The organism is Parasphingorhabdus sp. (assembly GCF_039977335.1).
In the GTDB taxonomy this organism is placed as follows: Bacteria; Pseudomonadota; Alphaproteobacteria; order Sphingomonadales; family Sphingomonadaceae; genus Parasphingorhabdus.
On sequence record NZ_JBDWDI010000001.1, the window covers coordinates 159,136 to 180,856 of the forward strand.

The 21,721-nt window shown below is 57.3% G+C and carries 23 protein-coding genes; 20 read left to right on the forward strand and 3 right to left on the reverse strand.

Going from position 1 to position 21,721, the window contains the following annotated elements; translation table 11 throughout:
• Positions 1 to 102 precede the first annotated feature (102 nt).
• The 3 genes from ABJM21_RS00745 to ABJM21_RS00755 all read right to left on the reverse strand — a co-directional run bounded on the left by ABJM21_RS00745 (position 103) and on the right by ABJM21_RS00755 (position 4,143).
• Positions 103 to 1,476, reverse strand: coding sequence for a glutamate--cysteine ligase (locus ABJM21_RS00745; protein ID WP_348302633.1), 1,374 nt, complete (start codon positions 1,474 to 1,476; stop codon positions 103 to 105).
• Positions 1,477 to 1,760: 284 nt separating this feature from the next.
• Positions 1,761 to 2,342, reverse strand: a complete 582-nt coding sequence (locus ABJM21_RS00750) for a YqaA family protein (RefSeq protein WP_348302088.1) — start codon at positions 2,340 to 2,342, stop codon at positions 1,761 to 1,763.
• 229 nt (positions 2,343 to 2,571) lie between these two features.
• Positions 2,572 to 4,143: an alanine/glycine:cation symporter family protein gene (locus tag ABJM21_RS00755; protein WP_348302089.1), complete on the reverse strand. Its 1,572-nt coding sequence runs from the start codon at positions 4,141 to 4,143 to the stop codon at positions 2,572 to 2,574.
• Between the two features lie 185 nt (positions 4,144 to 4,328).
• On the opposite strand from ABJM21_RS00755, the gene ABJM21_RS00760 reads away from it, so the two are divergent.
• From ABJM21_RS00760 to ABJM21_RS00855, 20 genes are all read left to right on the forward strand, one after another.
• Entirely contained in the window at positions 4,329 to 5,408 is a 1,080-nt protein-coding gene (locus tag ABJM21_RS00760) for a DUF2855 family protein (RefSeq protein WP_348302090.1), read from the forward strand.
• Positions 5,409 to 5,483: 75 nt separating this feature from the next.
• The gene (locus ABJM21_RS00765; RefSeq protein ID WP_348302091.1) at positions 5,484 to 7,271 is read left to right on the forward strand and encodes a cyclic nucleotide-binding and patatin-like phospholipase domain-containing protein; all 1,788 of its coding nucleotides are present in this window, start codon (positions 5,484 to 5,486) and stop codon (positions 7,269 to 7,271) included.
• A gap of 47 nt (positions 7,272 to 7,318) precedes the next feature.
• Positions 7,319 to 7,975, forward strand: coding sequence for a DUF6151 family protein (locus tag ABJM21_RS00770; protein WP_348377221.1), 657 nt, complete (start codon positions 7,319 to 7,321; stop codon positions 7,973 to 7,975).
• Between the two features lie 225 nt (positions 7,976 to 8,200).
• Positions 8,201 to 9,070, forward strand: coding sequence for a PEPxxWA-CTERM sorting domain-containing protein (locus tag ABJM21_RS00775; protein WP_348377552.1), 870 nt, complete (start codon positions 8,201 to 8,203; stop codon positions 9,068 to 9,070).
• Positions 9,071 to 9,374: 304 nt separating this feature from the next.
• Positions 9,375 to 9,920, forward strand: coding sequence for a hypothetical protein (locus ABJM21_RS00780; protein ID WP_348302094.1), 546 nt, complete (start codon positions 9,375 to 9,377; stop codon positions 9,918 to 9,920).
• Positions 9,910 to 11,247, forward strand: a complete 1,338-nt coding sequence (locus tag ABJM21_RS00785; protein ID WP_348302095.1) for a terminase family protein — start codon at positions 9,910 to 9,912, stop codon at positions 11,245 to 11,247. The genes ABJM21_RS00780 and ABJM21_RS00785 overlap by 11 nt, the downstream gene beginning before the upstream one ends.
• 273 nt (positions 11,248 to 11,520) lie before the next feature.
• Entirely contained in the window at positions 11,521 to 12,660 is a 1,140-nt protein-coding gene (locus ABJM21_RS00790; protein ID WP_348302468.1) for a phage portal protein, read from the forward strand.
• A gap of 288 nt (positions 12,661 to 12,948) precedes the next feature.
• Positions 12,949 to 13,257 carry a DUF6127 family protein gene (locus ABJM21_RS00795; RefSeq protein WP_348371122.1) on the forward strand — a complete coding sequence of 103 codons (309 nt, stop codon included), beginning with the start codon at positions 12,949 to 12,951 and terminating at the stop codon, positions 13,255 to 13,257.
• The gene (locus tag ABJM21_RS00800; RefSeq protein ID WP_348371125.1) at positions 13,254 to 13,652 is read left to right on the forward strand and encodes an HK97 family phage prohead protease; all 399 of its coding nucleotides are present in this window, start codon (positions 13,254 to 13,256) and stop codon (positions 13,650 to 13,652) included. The genes ABJM21_RS00795 and ABJM21_RS00800 overlap by 4 nt, the downstream gene beginning before the upstream one ends.
• A gap of 64 nt (positions 13,653 to 13,716) precedes the next feature.
• Positions 13,717 to 14,895, forward strand: a complete 1,179-nt coding sequence (locus ABJM21_RS00805; protein WP_348371128.1) for a phage major capsid protein — start codon at positions 13,717 to 13,719, stop codon at positions 14,893 to 14,895.
• A gap of 312 nt (positions 14,896 to 15,207) precedes the next feature.
• Positions 15,208 to 15,753 (forward strand): phage head-tail connector protein, encoded by a 546-nt coding sequence (locus ABJM21_RS00810; RefSeq protein WP_348302467.1) that lies wholly within the window; start codon positions 15,208 to 15,210, stop codon positions 15,751 to 15,753.
• Positions 15,750 to 16,094, forward strand: coding sequence for a head-tail adaptor protein (locus ABJM21_RS00815; RefSeq protein ID WP_348302466.1), 345 nt, complete (start codon positions 15,750 to 15,752; stop codon positions 16,092 to 16,094). The genes ABJM21_RS00810 and ABJM21_RS00815 overlap by 4 nt, the downstream gene beginning before the upstream one ends.
• The gene (locus tag ABJM21_RS00820; RefSeq protein WP_348302465.1) at positions 16,094 to 16,312 is read left to right on the forward strand and encodes a hypothetical protein; all 219 of its coding nucleotides are present in this window, start codon (positions 16,094 to 16,096) and stop codon (positions 16,310 to 16,312) included. The genes ABJM21_RS00815 and ABJM21_RS00820 overlap by 1 nt, the downstream gene beginning before the upstream one ends.
• Positions 16,309 to 16,716: a DUF3168 domain-containing protein gene (locus ABJM21_RS00825; protein ID WP_348302464.1), complete on the forward strand. Its 408-nt coding sequence runs from the start codon at positions 16,309 to 16,311 to the stop codon at positions 16,714 to 16,716. The genes ABJM21_RS00820 and ABJM21_RS00825 overlap by 4 nt, the downstream gene beginning before the upstream one ends.
• 317 nt (positions 16,717 to 17,033) lie before the next feature.
• Entirely contained in the window at positions 17,034 to 17,441 is a 408-nt protein-coding gene (locus ABJM21_RS00830; protein ID WP_348302463.1) for a phage tail protein, read from the forward strand.
• Positions 17,434 to 17,748, forward strand: a complete 315-nt coding sequence (locus ABJM21_RS00835; protein WP_348302462.1) for a gene transfer agent family protein — start codon at positions 17,434 to 17,436, stop codon at positions 17,746 to 17,748. The genes ABJM21_RS00830 and ABJM21_RS00835 overlap by 8 nt, the downstream gene beginning before the upstream one ends.
• Before the next feature lie 2 nt (positions 17,749 to 17,750).
• Positions 17,751 to 17,975, forward strand: a complete 225-nt coding sequence (locus tag ABJM21_RS00840) for a phage tail assembly chaperone (protein WP_348302461.1) — start codon at positions 17,751 to 17,753, stop codon at positions 17,973 to 17,975.
• Positions 17,968 to 18,549 (forward strand): tail tape measure protein, encoded by a 582-nt coding sequence (locus ABJM21_RS00845; RefSeq protein WP_348302460.1) that lies wholly within the window; start codon positions 17,968 to 17,970, stop codon positions 18,547 to 18,549. Before ABJM21_RS00840 ends, ABJM21_RS00845 begins: the two co-directional genes overlap by 8 nt.
• Positions 18,550 to 18,552: 3 nt before the next feature.
• Positions 18,553 to 20,904 carry a DUF2460 domain-containing protein gene (locus ABJM21_RS00850; RefSeq protein WP_348302459.1) on the forward strand — a complete coding sequence of 784 codons (2,352 nt, stop codon included), beginning with the start codon at positions 18,553 to 18,555 and terminating at the stop codon, positions 20,902 to 20,904.
• Positions 20,901 to 21,719, forward strand: coding sequence for a DUF2163 domain-containing protein (locus ABJM21_RS00855; RefSeq protein WP_348302458.1), 819 nt, complete (start codon positions 20,901 to 20,903; stop codon positions 21,717 to 21,719). The genes ABJM21_RS00850 and ABJM21_RS00855 overlap by 4 nt, the downstream gene beginning before the upstream one ends.
• Positions 21,720 to 21,721: the final 2 nt, after the last annotated feature.

Here is a 21,721-nt window from a genome sequence, read left to right on the forward strand (position 1 = left end):
GTCAAGTTTACGGCCGTGTTAAAGCGCGGGATCGTGCCGAATCATTAAGAACTGTTGCAATTGCGTTACAAAACCGTCGCTGAAGAAGGTTTTGGGCCGGTATTAGAAACTCATCTCGTCATAGATATGGGATAAATCCCCATTCCAGTCGCCATGATAACGATCGAGCAGCTGCGCGGCAGGTGATTTGCCCTTAGCGACCACTTCGCGCAGCGGATCGAGAAAGCCACTTTCATTGTCGCCGCTGGTGTTGAGGCGGCCACGGGCGGTCAGGCCAGCGGAGGCAATATCGAGGATTTCGCTCGCGAGATCGCGCAGCTTTCCGCCGTTCGGAAGCGGCGCGCTTAGGCCTTGTTTCGGCACAGCGTTGCGCAGTGCTTCGCGTTCTTCCATGCTCCAGCCTTTGACCCGATCCCAAGCGGCATCGAGCGCGGTCTGGTCATAGAGTAAGCCCACCCAAAAAGCAGGCAGCGCGCAAATCCGGTTCCACGGACCACCATCGGCGCCGCGCATTTCGAGGAAGCTTTTTAACCGTACTTCGGGGAAGGCGGTCGAGAGGTGATCATTCCAATCCGCTATGGTCGGCTTCTCGCCGGGGAGCACTGATAATTCCCCTTTCAGGAAATCCCGGAAACTGAGGCCCGCCGCGTTGATATATTTGCCATCGCGAAACACAAAATACATCGGGACGTCGAGCATATATTGTGCATAGCGTTCATAGCCAAAGCCCTCGTCAAATACGAAGGGCAGCATACCGGTGCGATGGGGATCGGTGTCAGACCAGATATGGCTGCGGAAACTTTCAAAGCCGTTGGTCTGGTTTTCCGTGAAAGGCGAATTGGCGAATAGCGCCGTGGCCAGTGGTTGCAAAGCAAGGCCAACGCGGAATTTTTGGGCCATGTCGGCTTCGCTGGAATAGTCGAGATTTACCTGGATCGTGCAGGTACGCAGCATCATATCAAGGCCGAGATTGCCGACTTTCGGCATATGATCGAGCATGATCCCGTAACGCCCTTTGGGCATGATCGGCAGTTCGGCGCGGGTCTTGTCCGGCCACATGCCCATGCCGAGAAAACCCTTTCCGGTCTTCTCGCCGATTGCTTTCACTTGCGTTAAATGGCGGCCGGTTTCGTTACATGTCTCGTGGAGATTTTCGAGCGGCGCGCCGGAAAGTTCCAGCTGTCCGGCTGGCTCCAGGCTAACGGTGCCGTCATCGCCCGCCATGGCAATGACTTTGCCGTTTTCCTCAACCGGCTTCCAACCAAATTCCTGCAGCGCGAGTAGCAGGTCTTTGATCCCGCCGGGTTCGTCATAGCTGGGGGCGTGATGATCGGTGGTGCAATAGACAAATTTCTCATGCTCAGTGCCAATGCGCCATTGGTCTTTCGGCTTCTCCCCGCCTCGCATCGGTTCGATAAGCTGGCTGACATTCTCGATCACAGGATCGTTGCTATTTGAAACTTGTCTCGTGCTCATCACTTGCGTTTAAGCAAGTGTCCGAAATATCGCTAGAAATATTTTATTCGGGCGCGAGGAGTCTTTGTTTGACCTCAGGCGCCGGGCGCGGGCATCCGCCCGCTTGGCCGCGCGCCATAAGGCGCGGCGGCCGGTCGGCCTTGCCTCGCTGCGCTCGGTTACATTACTTCAAGACTGGCACTAAACCGACGCACCGCGTCGGCAAGCGCGACTGCGCGCCCGAGCTTATGCGAGGAAAGCCAAGCGGGCGGATGCCCGCGCCCGGCGCCTGAGGTCAAATAAAATTACAATAACCACTTGACCGCGACAAAGCCGCCGACGAACAAAATACCGCCGAGCGTGGTCGCCAGCGCGAAGTTCTTGTCGATCCAGTCTTTCATAGGCGCGCCAAACTTGGCGAGAAGAACCGCGACGAGAAAGAACCGTGCGGACCGCGCAATAATCGCAGCAAAGATCAGGACATAAAGCGGCATGGCGGTGCTGCCAGCGGCAATGGTGATGACCTTAAACGGCAAAGGCGTGAACCCGGCGAGCAGGACAACTATCCAGCCTTGCTCATTGAAATTTTGCGCAAAGGTATCGAATTTCTCGCCCATGCCGTAAAAGTCCAGAATGGCGATACCTATGGTCTCAAACAGGAAAAAGCCGATCGCATAGCCAAGCAGCGCGCCAAGTACCGATGAAACCGTGCAAATGAAAGCATACCAATAAGCGCGTTTGGGTTTTGCCAAACACATCGGCGCGAGCATGACATCGGGCGGGATTGGAAAGAAACTGGACTCCGCAAAACTGATACCGGCGAGCCATTTGGTGGCTTGCGGATGACCGGCCTTATCGAGCATCCAATCATAAAGGCGTTTGAGCATTGTTTATTTTACCTCAGGCGCCGGGCGCGGGCATCCGTCCGCTTGGCTATCGTGCCAATAAGGCGCGGCGGCCAGTCGGCCTTGCCTTGCTGCGCTCGGTTGTTTTACCTCGAGGTTCGCACCAAACCGACGCATCGCGTCGGCAAGCGCGACTGCGCGCCCGAGCTTATGCGAGGAAAGCCAAGCGGACGGATGCCCGCGCCCGGCGCTTGAGGTTAAATAAAACAACCTAATGCCCTGCTGCGCCCGACACTTCTTCTTGCAGCTCTTTCGGCGTCTCACGGCCATGATCCGTGCCTGCCGTACGGTTGCCCTTCGCAAGAGCAAAGACGACGCCGGACAGCGCCAACAACGCGACGATATTTGGCAGCGTCATGACTGCGTTGGAAATATCGCCCAAGCGCCAAACGAGTTCAAGCGGTGCGAACGATCCTAGGAAGATGACCAAGCACCAGAGAACGCGCCAGGTAAAGTGGAGTTTCTTTTCGCCGCTCAGCGTAGAACTTGGCAGCAGATCATAGAGATATGTAATCGCGCGTTCGCCATAATAGCTCCACGTCAGCAAGGTCGTGAACACGAACAGGATCAGCGCGATTGAGACGATCAACGTGCCGATTGGAATGCTGAAGACTTCAAACGGGAAGGCGGCTGCATAGGCACCCGATGTCATCGCAAAGCCATTGAGATCGGATTGCCAGGCATGTTCCACCACCTGTTTCACGCCATTGGCATCGGTAACGGTAAAGTCGCCAGCGACTGTCAGCATGACCAATGCGGTCATGGTGCAGATCACGATGGTATCGATAAACGTGCCCATCATCGCAAAGCGGCCTTGTGCCGCCGGATCATTGGTCTGTGCCACCGCGTGGGCAATCGGGGTGGAACCCTGACCCGCCTCGTTAGAGAACAGCCCGCGCGCCACACCGGCGCGAATGGCAATCATGATCATCGCGCCAAGGAAACCGCCAGCGGCTGCGTCATAGCCAAAGGCGCCAGCAAAGATGCGGGAGAAGGTTTCCGGCAGATAAGGCAGGTTGATCATCAGCGCGACAAAAGCCATCACCAGATAGGCAGCCGCCATCCACGGAACGATTGTTTCAGCGACTTTACCGATGGATTTGATACCGCCGATAATGACCGCGAAGACCGCAACAGCAGCAACCGCGCCGCCAATCCATTCTTCGACGCCGAACAGCTCATTGGCGCTGTCACCCAGACTATTGGCCTGAATACCGTTGCCAGTAACCAGCGCGGAAAATAGAGCGCCGATACAGAAAAGCACCGCTAGCCAGGTCCATTTCGGGCCGAGGCCAAGGGTGATATAGGTCATGGGTCCGCCGCGATACGTGCCATCTTCCGCCTGTTCGCGAAAGCGTATGGCCAGCGAGCCTTCGGCAAAGGCGAGCGCCATGCCGAACAAAGCAGTCACCCACATCCAGAATATCGCGCCGGGTCCGCCCAGCGTAATCGCGGTAGCCACACCGGCCAGATTACCGGTACCGACTTGCCCGGAAAGCGCGGTCGACAGGGCGGCAAAGGGAGAAATCTCGCCCGCACCCTTATTGTCCGATTTCTTGAAAAGCCCTGCAAGAGCAGGGAAGAGGCGGCGCAGCGGATAGCCGCGCAGACCGATCATGAAATAGATGCCAGCGCCCAGCAAGATTATGACCATTGGTGGGATCGGCTGGCCAGCGATTGAAATAACCGCTTCCCCGTTCCAGGTCCCGCCCCAGATAAAGTCCGATACATTGGTGACTGGTTGAATAGCGGCTTCAAACCCGGAAACTGGCGCTGTACTCACTCAAATTCTCCCCGTTTCGCATGCTTTGATAGCGAAATAATTTCTGTAATTTAATTACAATCGCAACAGGATTAGCAGTCCCGCCGTTTTTGGCAAATGCTTTTGCCAATCGCGCATGAAAGCCTATGATAATGTTAGAAAATCAAAACCAATAATATGATTCTTTGAAAGATGGAGCAGCACATATGAGTGATCAAGTCAGCAGTCTTTGGGTGAAAAAGGCGGACCTTCCGCAAAGTGAATGGCGCAGTTCATCAACGCCGGAGCTCGCTGATGGCCAGATTTTATTGGAGATCGAGAAATATGCGCTGACCGCTAATAACATCACCTATGCCGCGGTTGGGGATGGCTTTGGTTACTGGAATTTCTTCCCGACCGGTGACGCGGACTGGGGCATTGTGCCGGTCTGGGGCTTTGCCAAAGTGGTTGCGTCCAAGCAGGATGGCATCGCGGTTGGCGAGCGGGTTTATGGCTATCTGCCAATGGCCAGCCACCTGTTGGTGTCGCCGGGCAATGTCACCGAAGCGGGTTTTGTCGATCATGCCGAGCACCGGCAGGGTCTCGCGATCATCTATAATCAATATCACCGTCTCGGCACCGATGCCGGGCAGATGGAAGACGAACGCGCGCTGTACCAGCCGCTGTTTACAACGAGCTTCCTGATTGAAGACATGATGCGCAAGGCCGATTGGTATGGTGCGGAAGCGGTGCTGCTGACCAGTGCATCATCCAAAACGGCCTTGGGTCTGGCGCAGGTTGCGAAAAATCTTAGCCCCAACATCAAACGCATCGGCCTGACATCGGCTGGCAACAAGGCGTTTGTTGAGGGAACCGGGCTTTATGATGAAGTGCTGACCTATGACGATTTGCCGAGTGCCGATGCATCGCAAGCTATTGTGTCGGTAGACTTTGCTGGCAACAGCACTGTGCTGGCTGCGATCCATAGCCATTGGGACGCGAACCTGAAGTTCAGTTCCATGGTGGGCGCAACCCATTTTGAGGAACGGACGGGTAGAGGCGATCTGAAAGGGCCGGAACCCATCTTGTTTTTCGCGCCAACGGCCGCGGAATCACTGATGAAAGAAGTCGGCCCCGCAACCTTCCGCGCGATGGTGGACGAGCAATTCGCAGCTTTTGTCGCCAGCGTGGCAAACTATCTGTCAGTCGAACATCTCGCTGGGCCCGACGCCCTGCAAAGCGCCTATCTTGAGATGCTTGCCAATAAGGTTGCGCCCAGTCGCGGTTTGATCTGCGCCATCGGTTAGGACCGAAAGCCATTGATTATCAAGGAGGAACGGCAGATAATGGGCTGAACGAGGTCGCACCTGTTAGGGGATGGGATGAATAAAGCACCGGTTTCCGGCCCAAATCTGGCCCGCCATGCGCTGTTTGACGGCGTGTCTGCTGCGGCCGTCGATGCGCTGCAATCCGTCTCCACATTGAAATCCATATCAGGCGGCGAGACGCTGGTGGCGCAAGGCGATGATGCCGATGCGCTCTATTTTGTGGAATCCGGACGGTTCCGGGTGGTGGTTAACAAGGTCCATATTGTCGCGCATATCGAAGCCGGTGAAGCGGTCGGCGAGTTAGCCTTTTTCGCTGGCGGCAAACGCACGGCCGACGTGATCGCAACCCGCGATTCCGCTGTCCTTAAAGTCTCTCGCAGCGCTTTTGATGACATAGCCCGCTCGCATCCTGAACTCACGCAAGCGATGCTCAAACTTGTTTCCGAGCGGCTGGTGGTGGCCACCAGCCGGGCCGGTTCGGTGTCAAGCAACACCCCGCGCGTCATTGCCTTGCTCCCCGCCGGGACCAGTCAATTACCAGACGGTTTGCTGGCGCGTCTGACCGCGGCGTTTGAGGCGGTCGTGGACGCAGACACGCCGGTTATCGCGGTGGACCAAGCAACCAACGAAGCCTCCGACGGCGCGGCCTATCAGGCGTGGCTCGCAGAGCAAGAGGCCAAGGGCGCCTATGTCCTGATCGATGGCAGCGGCTCGGACGAATGGGGCGAGCAAGTCTGCCGCAATGCCGATGCGCTGGTAATGGTAGGACGCCCCGGACGGGCTGAGCCAGCACCCAATGCGATGGAGCAGTCAGCGATGCGCTGGATCGCCGCACCGCAGCGGACGCTATTATTGGTCCGCGAGAAAGCGGACAAGACGATCAGCAAAAGTGCCGCGTGGATCGACCCACGCGAACCCAAATTACACCATCATGTTGCGCTTGATAGCGATGCCGATTTCGCCAAGGCCGCCCGTTTCCTGACCGGGCGCGCTGTCGGGCTGGTGCTCGCCGGCGGCGGTGCTTTGGGCTGTGCCCATCTCGGTGTGATTCAGGCGTTGAGAGAGGCCAATGTCCCGATCGACTTTATCGGCGGTGCCAGCGCTGGTGCGGCCATGGGCGGTGCTATTGCGCGCGGAATGACGGTTGAGGAAACGCTCGACCAGATGGAAGCGATGTTCATTAAGGCCAAGGCGATGCGGCGGCTGACCCTACCGCTTTATTCCTTGCTCGACCCGACCGTGTTTGATGCCGAGCTGCGCCAGCGCTACGGGACCAAGGATATTGCCGATCAACCGATTAATTTCTTTGGCGTTTCCACCAACCTGTCGACCAATGGTTTGCATATCCACAGGCGCGGACCGCTATGGGAATGTGTCCGTGCATCGGGGTCGCTGCCAACCATTTTGCCGCCGTTTATTGATGGCGACAGCAATATTCTTGTCGACGGCGGTGTGCTCGACAATGTGCCGGTGAAGGTCATGCACGGCCTGAAGACCGGACCGAATATCGTTGTGTCGCTCGGTGATCCCGACGAGATCTGGCGCACGGACGTTGAATATGACGATATCAGAGGCCGCTGGACGCTGATGAAAGACGTGCTGCTGCGCAGAAAGCGTGAGGCGGAATTCCCGTCCATAGTTGAAATCATGTCGCGCTCGATGGTCGTGGCGAGCCGGATGGCGTCGAAAGAAATGCTCGGCGATGAAGATATATTGGTTAATCCGCCGATCATCCCTGATATGCAAATACTCGACTGGCATTTGGGCCGCGAGCTAGCCGAAATGGCGTCCGAATATATCAGCAGCCAGGTGATCGAAAGTGCCGGGTTGAAACATCTCTAGGCGAGCAGGCCATCCCCTGGCCAGACGCGCAAACAGGAATGAAGCGTATGACCTCTACCGCTAATCCGTCACAAGTCCTTGAATTTCAATGCCAATGCGGCGCCATTCAAGGCGCTGTGCATGAAACCGCACCGCCAACCGGCCGCCGGCTTGTCTGTCATTGCAATGATTGCCAGGCCTTTGCCCATTATCTCGGCAAGGAAAAACTGATGCTGGATGATCATGCTGGCACCCATGTCTATCAGATGGATTCGTCGAAATTCACGATCAATAAAGGTCAGGATCAGCTCGCCTGCGTCACCGTCACCGGCGGGCCGCTGCTGCGCTGGTATTGTGCAACATGCAAAACGCCGATTGCCAATACGCTGAGTTCCACGCGCTTTGCATTTTTGTCACTGATCCTCTCCGGCTTTGATCGCGGCAAAACCGATGCTTTATTGGGCCGGGAGGTCGAACATGTGGCTATCCCTTCAGGGGTTGGCGAATTGGGTAAGGTCAGGACCGCCAATATGCCGGGCATGTTATGGAATTTACTGGTCCGCACGATCAAAGCGCGGTTCAATCCGGAGCTCAAAAAATCGCCATTGTTCGATGACACGACTGGCAAGCCGCTGGCCGTGCCGGTCAAGCTGGAACCGGCTGAGCGTTTGGCGATAGATGAAAAAGCGGATATTTACCGCGAGGTGTTAGCGGAGATAAAATAGGCGATCAGGCCGTTCCATAATGCCTGAGGACTGGAATGATCCGTTCAGCACTTTCTCGACCAATCGAGTTTGATTCAAGTCAGCTTTAGAGTTAGCTTTGGGCGCAAAGCCCACATAAGAAGATTGTCCCAATTCGACACAGGTAATCCAAATAAGATGAGACGGTTGTCAGCGACGATGAAATAGGTTAAAAAAGTGTTAGGGTTCGCAAAATTTCGGCGCAGCTTGGTCGTTTGTGACCGACCTTCTGCCTTCGGTACACATGGGGTAAAAATGAAAAAAATTATACTTGCAACAGCAGCAGCGATGCTGCTGTCTTCGACCGCCAATGCAACGGTTCTCTTTTATCAAGAGGGCTTCAGCAATAACCTTTATTCTTATGATACAGACACAGCAACCGAAACGCTTGTTGGTGATTTGGGACTGGGTGCCGATTCTACGGGGCTGAGCTTCGGCCTGAACGGCGCACTCTATGCGTTTGAACGCGCTTCACAGAGTCTTTATACAATCAATACAGCTACCGCTGCGGCGACGCTTGTGGGCAACGCCGGGATCGGCGCAGAAGATTTTACCATTAGCTTAGATGGCACACAGGGCTTTGCGACAGCTAGCGGCAGTTTATATAGCATTGATCTTGCGACTGGAGGCTCGACTCTTATCGGCGCCACAAGCCCAACACTAGATGGCCTGACTACGGCTTTAACTGATGTCACCATCAATGGTAGCATGTTCGCAGCTGGCTCTATCTTTGGTGTTGATAGCGGTGATATCTTTTCAGTGGATGTTTTGACTGGGGCATCAAGTCTGCTGGGCAGCTCTTCCGGCGTGAATGAGGCGTTGGCCTTTGGATCGGATGGGTTTTTATACGGTTACACCGGTGGTGGTCTCAATACTATTGACCTTGATACTTTTGCATCAACACAGATTTTCGATGGCACCCCTGGAAATGTGTTTGGTTTGGCAGCACAAACAAATCGTTCAGTAGGAGCAGTCCCTGAGCCAGCCACATGGGCTTTCATGATCTTCGGCTTTGGTGCCATTGGCGGAGCAATGCGTCGTCAGCGCAAAGCGAATGTGAAAGTTAGCTACGCTTAAGCAAAACAACAAGTTTACCCCAAAGCCCTGCCAGAGCAATCTGGCGGGGCTTTTTGTTTTTGCGCTAATGTCCGCTTTCGGGATAAAATAGAAGCAAGTCCTTTGACCATAAATAACCAAATAGGTAAAAACATCTTGACATCGTCACGCTGTTTGGGTACATATCGGGAACATCAAGAAATTGTGATTCGGGCCGAGCGGCTCTGGACCATCGGCTTCCCTTCTCTTTAGGGGCGCCGGATGTTTCAGCGCGCTAGCCCCTTTTAATGCCCGCGTTCCAAGCGATCCGGGCGTGAGGATAGATATGGCTGAAACAAACGAAGACCCTACAGTGCAAGCGGACCCGCGCGGAAATCATAAAGTGACCAGGCAGAAGGTTTTTCTGGAACAGCTGGCGATGACATCCAGTGTCAAGCAATCGGCGGAGATTGCCAATATCGCCAATTCGACGCTCTATTCGTGGAAGGAGAATGATGCCGATTTCGCTGCTGCCTGGTTGAAGGCGCTAGCAGCGGGCTATGAACTGCTGGAAATGGAAATGCTCGAACGGGCCCGCAAAGGGGTGGAGCGCAAGATTTTCTATCGTGGCAAGCAAGTCGATACTGTCCGCGACTATGATCATCGCGCGGCGTTGCAACTGCTGCGGCTGCACAAAGAAACCGTAGCGCTGGTCCGAGCAGCTCAAGCGGAAATGGCAGCCGAACCGGAGCCGGTGCGTGATACGCTGGATGAAAAACTGAAAAAGATAAACGTGCGCCTGCGAAAATTTCAGGCGGAGAAACGCCGCAAGCAGGCGGGCGATTCCGCACCTGATCGCGGCGAAAGGAACGGTGCAGTGCATGGAGCATGATGATGACGTTGATGTGATCACCGCACAGCAGATCAACCGGCTGGATGATGAGGACCACGCGTTTTTCCTGAAAGGCCTGGGTCCGGAATACCGCCTCGAATATGAAGCGAGTTGGCACAAATGGGCGCGTGATGAACAGCTGGCTCCCGCTGGTGACTGGACCGTGTGGATGATCATGGCCGGACGCGGTTTCGGCAAGACCCGCGCCGGAGCGGAATGGGTCCGCGAAATTGTCGAAGCCGATGGTAGCGCGCGTTTTGCTTTGGTGGGAGCAAATTTTGCAGAAACGCGAATGGTGATGGTGGAGGGGGAAAGCGGTTTGCTATCCATCGCTCCGCCAGAGAACCGGCCGCTATGGGAACCATCGCTGAAACGCCTGCGCTGGAACAATGGCGCGGAGGCCTATCTCTATTCGGCGGCGGAACCGGAAGGTTTGCGCGGACCGCAGCATAGTCATTCATGGTGCGACGAGATCGCGAAATGGTCCAACAATAGCGGGCAAGCGCAGGCGGCATGGGACAATTTGAAAATGGGATTGCGCCTTGGCCACGCACCGAAAATTGCTGCAACAACAACGCCAAGGCCGGTGCCGCTGGTGCGCGCGTTGGTGAGTGATAGCGGCACCGTGATTACGCGTGGCGGAACGGTAGATAATGTCGCGAACCTGTCTGAGGCATTTATCGAAGTGATGCAGTCCGACTATGGCGGAACCCGATTGGGACGGCAGGAGCTCGATGGCGAACTGATCGAAGAACTTGAGGGCGCATTGTGGACGCAGGCGATTATTGAGGAGGGCTGGGTAAACGCAGACGATATATCCCAAGCGGTTCGCATCGTCATCGGCGTCGATCCGCCTGCCTCACAAACCGGGGATGCTTGTGGGATCATTATCGCCGGCCTGCGCGCCGACAATAAGGCTGTCGTCCTCGCCGACCATAGCGTTGAGAAAGCCAGCCCCGAAACATGGGCGCGCGCTGTTGCCAATGCCGCTGTCCGGTGGGGCGCAGACCGCGTGATTGCGGAAGCCAATCAGGGCGGGGCGATGGTGAAATCGGTCCTGCAAGCGGCAGATATTTCGCTGCCGGTAAAGCTGGTGCATGCCTCGCGCGGCAAGGTTGCGAGAGCCGAACCGGTGGCGGCGCTTTATGAAGCAGGGCGCGTGCTGCACGCCGGAACCTTCCCGCGCCTGGAGGACGAGCTATGCGGGCTGCTCATCGGCGGTAGCTATGAGGGACCGGGCCGTTCACCAGATCGGGCGGATGCGCTGGTCTATGCGCTGACGGAGTTGATGTTGGGGCGGAAACGCGAGCCGCGGGTGCGGGTGTAGGAGGGAATTTTTATTGATTCCCTCAAGTGCCGGGAGTTTTTATTTAACCTCAGGCGCCGGGCGCGGGCATCCGCCCGCTTGGCTATGCGCCAAAGGGCGCGGCGGCCGGTTGGCCTTGCCTCCGCTTCGCGTCGGTTTGGTGCCGGTCCTAAAGTCAGTCTACCGAGCGTAGCGAGGTAAGCGCGACCGCGCGCCCGAGCTTATGCGAGGAAAGCCAAGCGGGCGGATGCCCGCGCCCGGCGCTTGAGGTCAAAAAAAAGGAACCATAAAACCATGAACATTTGGAACAGTCTAACCCTCGCCTTCAAAGGCGGGGGAGAGCGATCACAGCCGCCTTTGGGGCGCAGCTATATCGGCACCTATGGCGGTGCTTCTTTTTCAGGAGACACACCTTTTTCTTATGAAGGGCAGGTGCGTGAGGCCTATGTTAATAATGCCGTGGCCCAGCGTGCCGTGCGGATTGTCGCCGAAGGGGTTGGCGGTGCGCCGCTGGCATCTATGGGCGATGATATCGCACCGCTGGTCAACGCGATCAGCGCGGGACAGTCATTGCTCGAAACCATCGCCGCGCATCTGTTGTTGCATGGCAATAGCTATGTGCAGGTGATGTGCGGACCGGACGACCAGCCCGTCGAACTATTCGCCCTGCGCCCCGACCGGATCACGATTGAGCCGGACGAAAAAGGCTGGCCGGCCGCCTATGCCTACCGTGCGGGCGAGCATCAGACCCGCTTTGCCGCGCTGGATGCGATGGGCCGGCCCGCGATCATCCATATTAAGGCATTCCACCCGACCGATGATCATTATGGTCTCGGCTGTTTGGGGGCAGCGGCCAAGGCGGTCGCGGTACACAATGCGGCGGCGCATTGGAATAAGGCGCTGCTCGACAATGCCGCGCGGCCTTCGGGCGCGTTGGTGTTTGATCCGGGACCAGATGGCTCCGTTTTGTCTGCGGACCAGTTTGATCGTTTGAAGGCCGAGATGGAAGCAAGTTTTGCCGGCTCTGGTAATGCCGGAAGGCCGATGCTGCTCGAAGGCGGTCTGAAGTGGCAATCGATGAGCATGACCCCGGCGGACATGGATTTTGTGGCGCTAAAAGCGGTAGCTGCGCGGGAAATTGCGCTGGCTTTCGGGGTGCCGCCAATGCTGCTCGGGCTGCCCGGTGACAATAGCTATGCCAATTACCGTGAGGCCAATCGGGCGCTGTGGCGGCTGACAATATTGCCGTTGGCGGGCAAGATTTTGGACGGGCTGTCGGGTGCGCTTGGCGCTTGGTGGGATGATGTCGGTTTGACGGTTGATCGCGATCAGATACCCGCGCTGTCAGAGGATCGCGAACGGTTGTGGAAACAAGTGAGCGCTGCAGATTTTCTGTCGCCGGAGGAGAAAAGGGCGATGTTGGGGGTGGAGTAGAGGTTTGAGTTTTTATTAGATTGAGTTTTATTTTTAACCTCAAGCGCCGGGTGTTTTTATTAGACCTCAGGCGCCGGGCGCGGGCATCCGCCCGCTTGGCTTTCCTCGCATAAGCTCGGGCGCGCGGTCGCGCTTGCCTCGCTACGCTCGGTAGACTGACTTTAGGACCGGCACCAAACCGACGCGAAGCGGAGGCAAGGCCGACCGGCCGCCGCGCCTTATGGCGCGCAGCCAAGCTGGCGGATGCCCGCGCCCGGCGCCTGAGGTCCAAAAAAGGAATCACACAAAATGCAAAATGAAGAAATGCTCGCCCGCTTGGTGGCGCAGGCGGAAGGCGATGGGGCGGACCTGGTCACGCTCCGCGCAATTGTCGAGGAAGCAACCGATAGCGGGGCCGAGCGTGTGCTCGACCGGCTGGGTCTCGCCGATCATAAAGCGCAAGATGATCTCGACGAACTGCGTGAACTGCTTCGGGCTTGGCGCGACGCCAAGGCCAGTGCATGGAAAGCGGCGATTACCTGGATCGTGCGGGGCGCGCTGGCGCTGCTTTTGATCGGAATTGCCATGCGCTTTGGGTTCGGGAATCTGATAACATGAGCGCCATATGCTTTGCCGGTTATGCTGCGATCTTCAATCGGATCGACAAGGGTGGCGATATCATTCGTCCTGGTGCCTTTGGGACGCTGGGCAAAGGGCAATCCCTGCCATTGCTATGGCAGCACAATCCGGACCAACGCATCGGCAACATCACTTATGCGCGTGAAGACCGGCGCGGCTTGCGAGTGATGGGGAATTTCTCAACCAACACAAGGGCCGGACGCGAAGCGGCAGCGATGCTGGACAGCGGTATCGTGAAGGGGCTGAGTTTCGGTTACCGGGTGACGCGGGCGGCGGGACAGCGACCGCGTGAGCTCGTCGATCTTGATGTCGCCGAAGTGTCGCTTGTCACCCATCCGATGCAGCCTTTGGCGCAGATCCACCGCATTCTCTGACACCCCGAACTCCGCATCCAGTGCAGAGCGCGAATATTGATATTACCCACAAGAAAGGAATAACATGGACATTTCCCACACCCCACTCGAAACCAAAGCCGACCCGCTGGAGGCCTCTTTCGATGCCGTCTTGCAGGCCGAAGAAAATGAAAATCACGGCAAGGCAATTGCCGATCTCCGCACTGATGTTGATGGCTTGAAAACCCAGATGACGGATATTTCCCGGGCATCGGCGCGGCCGGCTTTGAACGGCGCGAAAGGCATGATGCCGTCTTCTGCTGCACGCGATTTCACCGCAAAATATCTCCGCCGCGGCGATCATGCCGGGGTGGAGCTGAAAAGCTTTTCCGGCGCATCCGGCCCCGAAGGCGGCTTTGCGGTGCCGCAGGAAATTGACGCTCTAATCGGTCGGACGCTTAAAGATATCTCGCCGATCCGGTCGATCGCCACGGTCGTACAAACGGGCAGCGCGGGCTATCGCAAGCTCGTCACCAATGGCGGCACACCTTCTGGCTGGGTCAGTGAAACGGCGGGACGACCAGAAACGGATACGCCCAATTTTAACGAAATTACGCCGCCGACCGGAGAGCTTTATGCCAATCCCGCGGCGTCTCAGGCGATGCTCGATGATGCCGCCTTTGATGTCGAAACCTGGTTGGCCGATGAAATTGCCCGCGAATTTGCTGCCGCAGAAGGCGCAGCCTTTGTTGGTGGTTCCGGGGTCAACCAGCCGCGCGGTTTCCTGAACGCGCCCGTCACGGATGAGCTGGATGATGTGCGGGCTTTCGGGTCTCTGCAATATATCCCGTCGGGGGCAGCGGGTGCTTTCGCTGGAGCGGATGGGGAAGACGCGTTGGTCGATCTCGTCCACGCACTGAAACCCGCCTATCGGCAGGGCGCAAGCTTTGTGATGAACAGCGCGACACTGGCGCAGATCCGCAAATTCAAAACCGCTGATGGCGCGTTTCTGTGGCAGGCTTCGCTGGCGTCGGGTCAGCCGGATATGCTGCTCGGTTACCCCGTGGTGGAGGCGGAAGACATGCCGGATATTGCGGCGGACAGCCTGTCCATCGCCTTCGGCAATTTCCGCGCCGGTTATCTGATTACCGAACGCAGCGCAACGAGCATCTTGCGTGATCCGTTCACCAACAAGCCGTTTGTGCATTTCTACGCAACCAAGCGTGTTGGTGGTCAGGTGATGAACAGTGAAGCGATCAAACTGATGCAGTTTAGCGCGAGCTAGGTTTTTATTTTACCTCAGGCGGAGGAATTTTTTTAGAACCTTAAGCGCCGGACGCGGGCATCCGCCCGCTTGGCTACCCTCGCATAAGCTCGGGCGCGCGGTCGCGCTTGCCGACGCTATGCGTCGGATCGGCGCGACCTTGAGGGGTATCACCAAACCGAGCCTAGCGAGGCAAGGCCGACCGGCCGCCGCGCCTTATGGCGCGTAGCCAAGACGACGGATGTCGCCGCCCGGCGCTTGAGGTTAAATAGAAAATCTCCGCCTGAGGGAATAAACAAAACTCCTCCCCCCAACTGAAAGGACCTCCGACCTGTGAGCTTCCCCCCTGAAAACCTGCCCGCTGTGCCGGTAGAGTTGATCCAAGACATGAAAAGCTTTCTCCGCATCGATCATGGTGAAGATGATGATGCCATGAAACAATTTCTGCGCAGTGCCGCGCATTTATGCGAAAATTTTATCGGTCAGATGCTGATTACCCAGTCCGTTTGCGACCGCATGCCGGTTGGTGCCGAGTGGCAAAAGCTGAAAAGACGACCGGTACAAGCGATTAGCCTTGTCGAAGCCGTGGCACCCGATGGCGCCACGACTGCGTTACCTTCTAGCGACTATGCGATTGATATTGATGGTGATGGCACTGGCTGGGTGAAAGTCCATGCTGCACGCGGTATTACGCGTATTGCGGTTACTTATCACGCCGGATTGGCCGTCGATTGGGCGGCAGTGCCAACGGCCTTGCGGCAAGGCGTCGTGCGGCTGGCGGGCTATCTCTATTCCCATCGCGATGGCATGGATGCAGCCGGACCACCCAGTGCGGTGACCGCTTTGTGGCGACCGCATCGCCGGATGAGATTGGCATGAGCGGGTCAAAATTCCTTGGGCGTGAATTTAGCGGACTGTTGCACGAGCGCATCCGCATCGAACGCCAGTCATCACAGCGCGACGCCATCGGATCAGCGGTCGATCAAAGCCAATGGATCGGCGACTTTTGGGCTGCAGCAGAGCCAATCGGCATGGGCAACGAAATGCAGGCGGAAAGCCGGTCCGCTCTGCCGCGCTGGCGTTTCATTCTGCGCCAAACAGACGCCATTCGCCCGGGCGATGATCTGAATTGGGGCGATCGCAAGATGGTCGTTCGCACGGTTTCCGCCGATCATCGCTTCATCCCAAAAACCATGTTGGAAGCGGAGGAGAAACGGTGATGGAGAATCTGAAACGTAAGGCGGAAGGCTTGGCAGCGAGCAAGGTTGAAAAAACCAAAGCGCAATTGAAAATGGCGCTGGTCAAGGAGTTACCGGGCGAAGTTTCGGTCGAAGAGACCAGCGGCGGGGTCGTGGTTTCCGATCGTCATCTGGGATCAGAGATAATCGATAATAGCAGCTTGCGCGATGTCGCTTTCCTGATGCGAGGTGTCCGGTGAGCGGCGCGCTGGAAGCGGTGCAGCACAGTCTCTACAGCGCCCTGAACGCGCATCAACCGTTTATGGATGCGATTGACGGAATCTACGATGGCCCTCCGCCGCGAGCCCGGTTTCCCTATTTGGCGCTAGCCACGGGTGCGTCGCTGGACTGGAGCTTTAAAGGGGGCGTGGGCCGCGAACTTAGCTTGGCGCTGACGGTGCATGATGATGGCGATAGTGCCGCGCGGTTGCACCGGATCATGGCACTGGTGGAAGAGGCGTTGGCGGCCGGTCTGACGGACCCGGACGATTGGCAAATCATCACCTTCGATTTTCGCCGCACACGAGTTTTGCGCAATGCCGTGAGCCCGTGGAGCGGATTAGTCGAGTATCGCGCGCGGGTTTTGAGAAGAGATTTTATTTAACCTCAAGTGGAGTTTCTATTTGACCTCAAGCGCCGGGCGGCGACATCCGTGCCCTTGGCTTTCCTCGCATAAGCTCGGGCGCGCGCCATCTGTTTTTGGCGCGCTTGCCTCCGCTTCGCGTCGGATCAGCGCGACCATTTACGCAACCTCAAGAGCATTGTCCGAGCGCAGCGAGGCAAGGCCGACCGGCGCTTGAGGTTTAACAAAAATTCCCGCGCCCGGCGCTTGAGGTCAAACAAAGACTCCACACCCTTTAACCCCCCGCTCCCCTTCAAGCGTGGAGTACCCCTTCACAAACTATAAAAAAGGAACCCAATATGCCAGCAGAAAAAGGCAGTGCCTTCCTCCTTAAAATCGGTGACGGCGAAAACCCGGTGGGCTATTCCACCATCGCCGGGCTTCGCACAACGCAGCTATCAGTCAACGGCGAGCCGGTGGCGATTACCAACAAAGATAGCGGCGGCTGGCGAGAGCTTTTATCCGGCGCGGGTGTGCGGTCAGTATCCGTATCCGGCGCAGGCGTGTTCACCGGCTCGGACGCCGAAATCCGTATCAAGAACCACGCGCTGGGCGGGGTGATTGACGCCTATGAACTCAGCTTTGAAGGCGGCGATCGGATGCGCGGTGATTTCCTGGTCACGCGGCTGGATTATAGCGGCGATTATAATGGCGAACGCAGTTACACACTGAGCCTCGAAAGTTCTGGTGCGGTGATCAATGTCTGAGCGGGCGAACGCCCTGCGCGGCGAGGCAGAGCTGATCTTCGGCGGTGAGCGATTGGTATTGCGACCGAGCTTCGCGGCGCTGGTTGCGGCCGAAGAGGAACTTGGCTCCCTGTTCGACCTGGTCGAGCGGGCCGCAAATGGTCGGCTAAAGCTGTGCGAAGTTGCCGGGCTATTCTGGCATGTGATCCGGGACCGCCCGGATGATCTGACGCGAGAGGCTTTTGGGGAAGAGGTGATGGCGATCGGCCTGACCGGTCTCACGCCTCCGCTGAAAACCCTCCTCAAACAGATTTTGCAAGGGCGGTGATGGTGGCTCCGCAGGAATGCAGTGATTTCTGCACCTCGGCGGCCCATCTCGCGGGGCTTATCCCTGCCACTGTCGGCTGGACGCCGGACCAATTCTGGGCCGCAACTCCCGCTGAATTGACCGCCATCCTCACCGCCTTTTCGGCTGCATCGCCGGTTCCCCAAAACACCGAACCGCTCGACAAAACCCAACTCCAAAAACTGAAAGAAACCCTCAACCATGGATGAAGAAATCGAACGTCTGGTCATCGCTGTGCGCGCCGATACCGCCGGTTTTGCGAAGGACGTCGCGGACATGAAAAGCCAGTTAGATGGTCCGCTGGCCAGCGGTATGGAGCGCGCTGGTTCTGCTCTCGAAACCAGTCTGAGCCGGGCGATCCGTCGCGGGTCGCTGGATTTTCAGGATCTGAAAGGCGTCGCGCTGTCCGTCATGGCGGATATTGCCAGTGCGGCGGTAAGCAGCGGCATTGGCAGCCTATTTGGCGGCGGTACCGGAGGCGGCGGCTTGCTTGGTCTTGGAACATCGATCCTGGGTGCAGCGTTCGGTGCGCCGGGGCGAGCGACCGGCGGTCCAGTAACCGGCGGCCGCGCCTATATGGTGGGAGAGCAGGGGCCGGAGCTATTTGTGCCGACTGCTGCAGGGCGGATCGAGCCCAATGGCGCACTGGCGACGGCACCCAATGTCCGCCTGACCATCAATGTCTCTGACAATGGCCAAGGCAGTGCGCCTGATCAGATGCGTCGTTCGAGCCGGCAGGTTGCCCGCGCGGTGCGCAGTGCGCTGGCCTATCGGGAGGGTTGAGCAATGGGTTTCTGGCTCGCGAAAGAACGCACCGCTCAACAGACAAATTTCATTCAACGCTTTGACCCGCGTTTCTGGACGGTCAACTTTCCGCGCCCGATGATGGCATCGGTGGTGACGACCGCGCCCGATGCGCTGCGGGTGGATGCGGTCTTTTATAATTCGGATGATCTGGCCGGACTGATCTGGGACAGCGAAGATACGCTCGACCATCCGTTGCTCGCTTATGAGACAAGTCATGATTATGCGCGACTGAGCCTGAATTTCCGCTGGCGCTCGTCGGGGATCATGCCGCTCGACCAGGTCAATGGACCCACCTTGACGATTGAGGGTCGGGATGCGACGGGCAATCCGAAAGCTTGGTATGTCCGGTTGTGGAACTATGCCACCGGCACGCCAACCGATGCCTATATCAAGCTGGAATTTTCCAGTCTGGATGGCGGTTTCTTGCTGCCGGGAGAGGCCGACCCGGTCCATCCCGAAGATATCGACCGGCTGTTTATCTCGATCATTCCGCCGGATTATGATGGCACGGCCACACGCTATCCCACACCCCAAATCGGCTGGGTCGAAATGAGCGCTATCGCGGCCGATGGGGCAGGAGCGGTGCTGGAAATTGGCGATATCATGGTACCCGAAAACGGCCTGTCGATGGCGACCGGCTATGACGACAGTTTCAACCAGACACCGGAACGCCTGCTGCGCTCGGTCCGCGCGCTCGGCTATCGCGGGGCGATCAACCATTATGTCGGGATGAGCCATTATTTCCGGCTCGAAACCAACGGGGCAGGGCTCTATGTCAGCCTGTCGGCACCGCAGTCGGGTGAAGAATTTGCGGCTATCAACCAGCCTTGCACGGCTTGGCACCGCGACTTTGTCACGCGGGCTGAGGCGATGGATTTCACCGTTATTTTCTCGCTGTCTTACGAGCTGTTCGATGCCCATTGCTGGAACAATTGGAAACAGCGTGCGGAAAATGGCGATCCAGCTCTAACCGGTTGGGTGCCGCCGTCGACCTTGTTGTCCCCGGCACGGCAACCGGCGATGCGCTACCTGCAAGCTGTCGCGCGAGCCTTTACTGCGACTGCGCGCGATGCCGGGGCAGCGATCCAGTTTCAGGTCGGTGAACCGTGGTGGTGGGTGATGCCGGACGATGGCCGGATTTGCCTCTATGACCCCGCAGCCAAGGCGGCATTTGGCGATGCGCTGGTCAGCATCCCCGATATCCGTGGACCGAAAACAGCAGCGCAAAAAGCGATGTTGGATCAGGCTGGAGAGATGCTCGCGCAGTCGACAGCGGATCTCGTCACTGCTGTTAAGGACGAGGCGCTGGGCGCGCCGGTTAAGACATTTTTACTCGCCTATCTGCCGACCATATTGGATGAAGCTGCTCCCGAAGCGAAGCGTGCAAACCTGCCGGTTGGTTGGGCCAGCCCCGCCTTCGATATCTTGCAGCTTGAAGATTATGACTGGGTCATTGCGGGCGATCAGTCCGCGACCCAGCGCGGCATTGATCTGGCCACCGAGCGGCTCGGCTATCCCATGGCGCAGCAGCAATATTTTTCCGGCTTTGTCCTCACCGCTGATGGCAGTTTTATCTGGGCCAATATAGTCGATGCCGTTGCAGCGGCACAGGCTCGCGGGACGCCAGATATCTTCATCTGGGCGCTGCCCCAGGTGGCGCGAGATGGCTTTACTTATTTTCAGGAACAGGAGGATGATATGAACGCCTTTGATGACGTGCAGTTCCCGATTGCAATCGGTCGCGGCGCGACTGTTTCGCCGCGTTTTTCAACCGATGTTGTGACCACGCTTTCCGGTCATGAAAAGCGCAATAGCGACTGGGCTGATGCGCGGCTGGAATTTGATGCTGGCCCGGGCGTGCGGTCGGAAGAAGAGTTGCGGACGCTAATCTCTTTCTTCCGTGCCAGACGCGGCGCAGCCAAGGCGTTTCGTTTCGCCGACCCCTATGATCACAGCAGCAACAACATGGTTGAAACGCCGACCCCTACGGATCAGTCCATTGGCATTGGCAATGGTGAGCAGACCCGGTTTCAGTTGGCCAAAAGCTATGGCGAAGAAGAGGGCGAGAGACAGCAACGACTGATCACGCGACCAGTGTCATCATCTATCCTTGTTGCGATAAATGGTGCTCTGGCCAGCAATTGGTCATTGGGCGCATTTGGACAGATAACTTTTGATAGTCCGCCGCCTCCCGATGCCAAGATAGAAGCCGGCTTCCTATTTGATGTTCCGGTTCGATTTGCGGAGGACCGGCTCGACGTCAGTGCCAGTACATTTCTGGCCGGTGACATATTAGAGGTACGCCTGATTGAAGTGCGGGAAACGCCATGAACTTGGCTTGGCTTGATCTCCCACTGACAACCAGTTGCTATGCGTGGCGGCTGGAGCGGGTCGATGGTGTCGCTTTGGGTTTCGTGTCGCATGACCGTGATCTGGTCATCGACAATCTCCTCTATCGCGCCGCGCCGGGTATGGTCCCATCGACCATCGCTTTGTCCGACAATCTGGAGATGGACAGCGTCGATATAGAAGGTGTGATGACCAGTGGGGCCATTGCCGAAGCCGACCTGATTGCAGGCCGATGGAATGGTGCGCGCCTACATATATCGCTGATCAATTGGGAAAGCCGGGAGGAGGAGCCGCTTCATTTGATCAGCGGAGAATTTGGTGAAATCACTCGCTCCGGTGCCGCGTTCCGCGTGGAAATGCTGGGTGCGACTTCGTTCCTTGATGAAGCGATTGCGCCGCTGACCTCTCCTACCTGCCGCGCGCGATTGGGTGATCGGCAGTGCAAGGCCAGTCTCGTGACGCATCAGACAGAGATAACATTGACACAGGTCACTGGGGGTGAGTTAAAATTTGCCGATCTGCAAGGCAGGGCCGCGGACTATATTTATGGCGAATTGCGTTGGTTAAGCGGTGAAAATTGCGGCCTGAGTTTCGCGATCATCAACGGTGAGGGCAATGCGATCCGCCTCGCTGATCAGCCCGCGCAGCCTGTGTTTGTCGGAGACCGAGTCCTTCTGACTGCTGGCTGTGACAAGAATTTCGCGACCTGCAGGGACCGCTTTCAAAACAGCATCAATTTTCGCGGGGAGCCCTATTTGCCGGGCAATGACCTGCTCACGCGCTATCCGGGAGCATGACT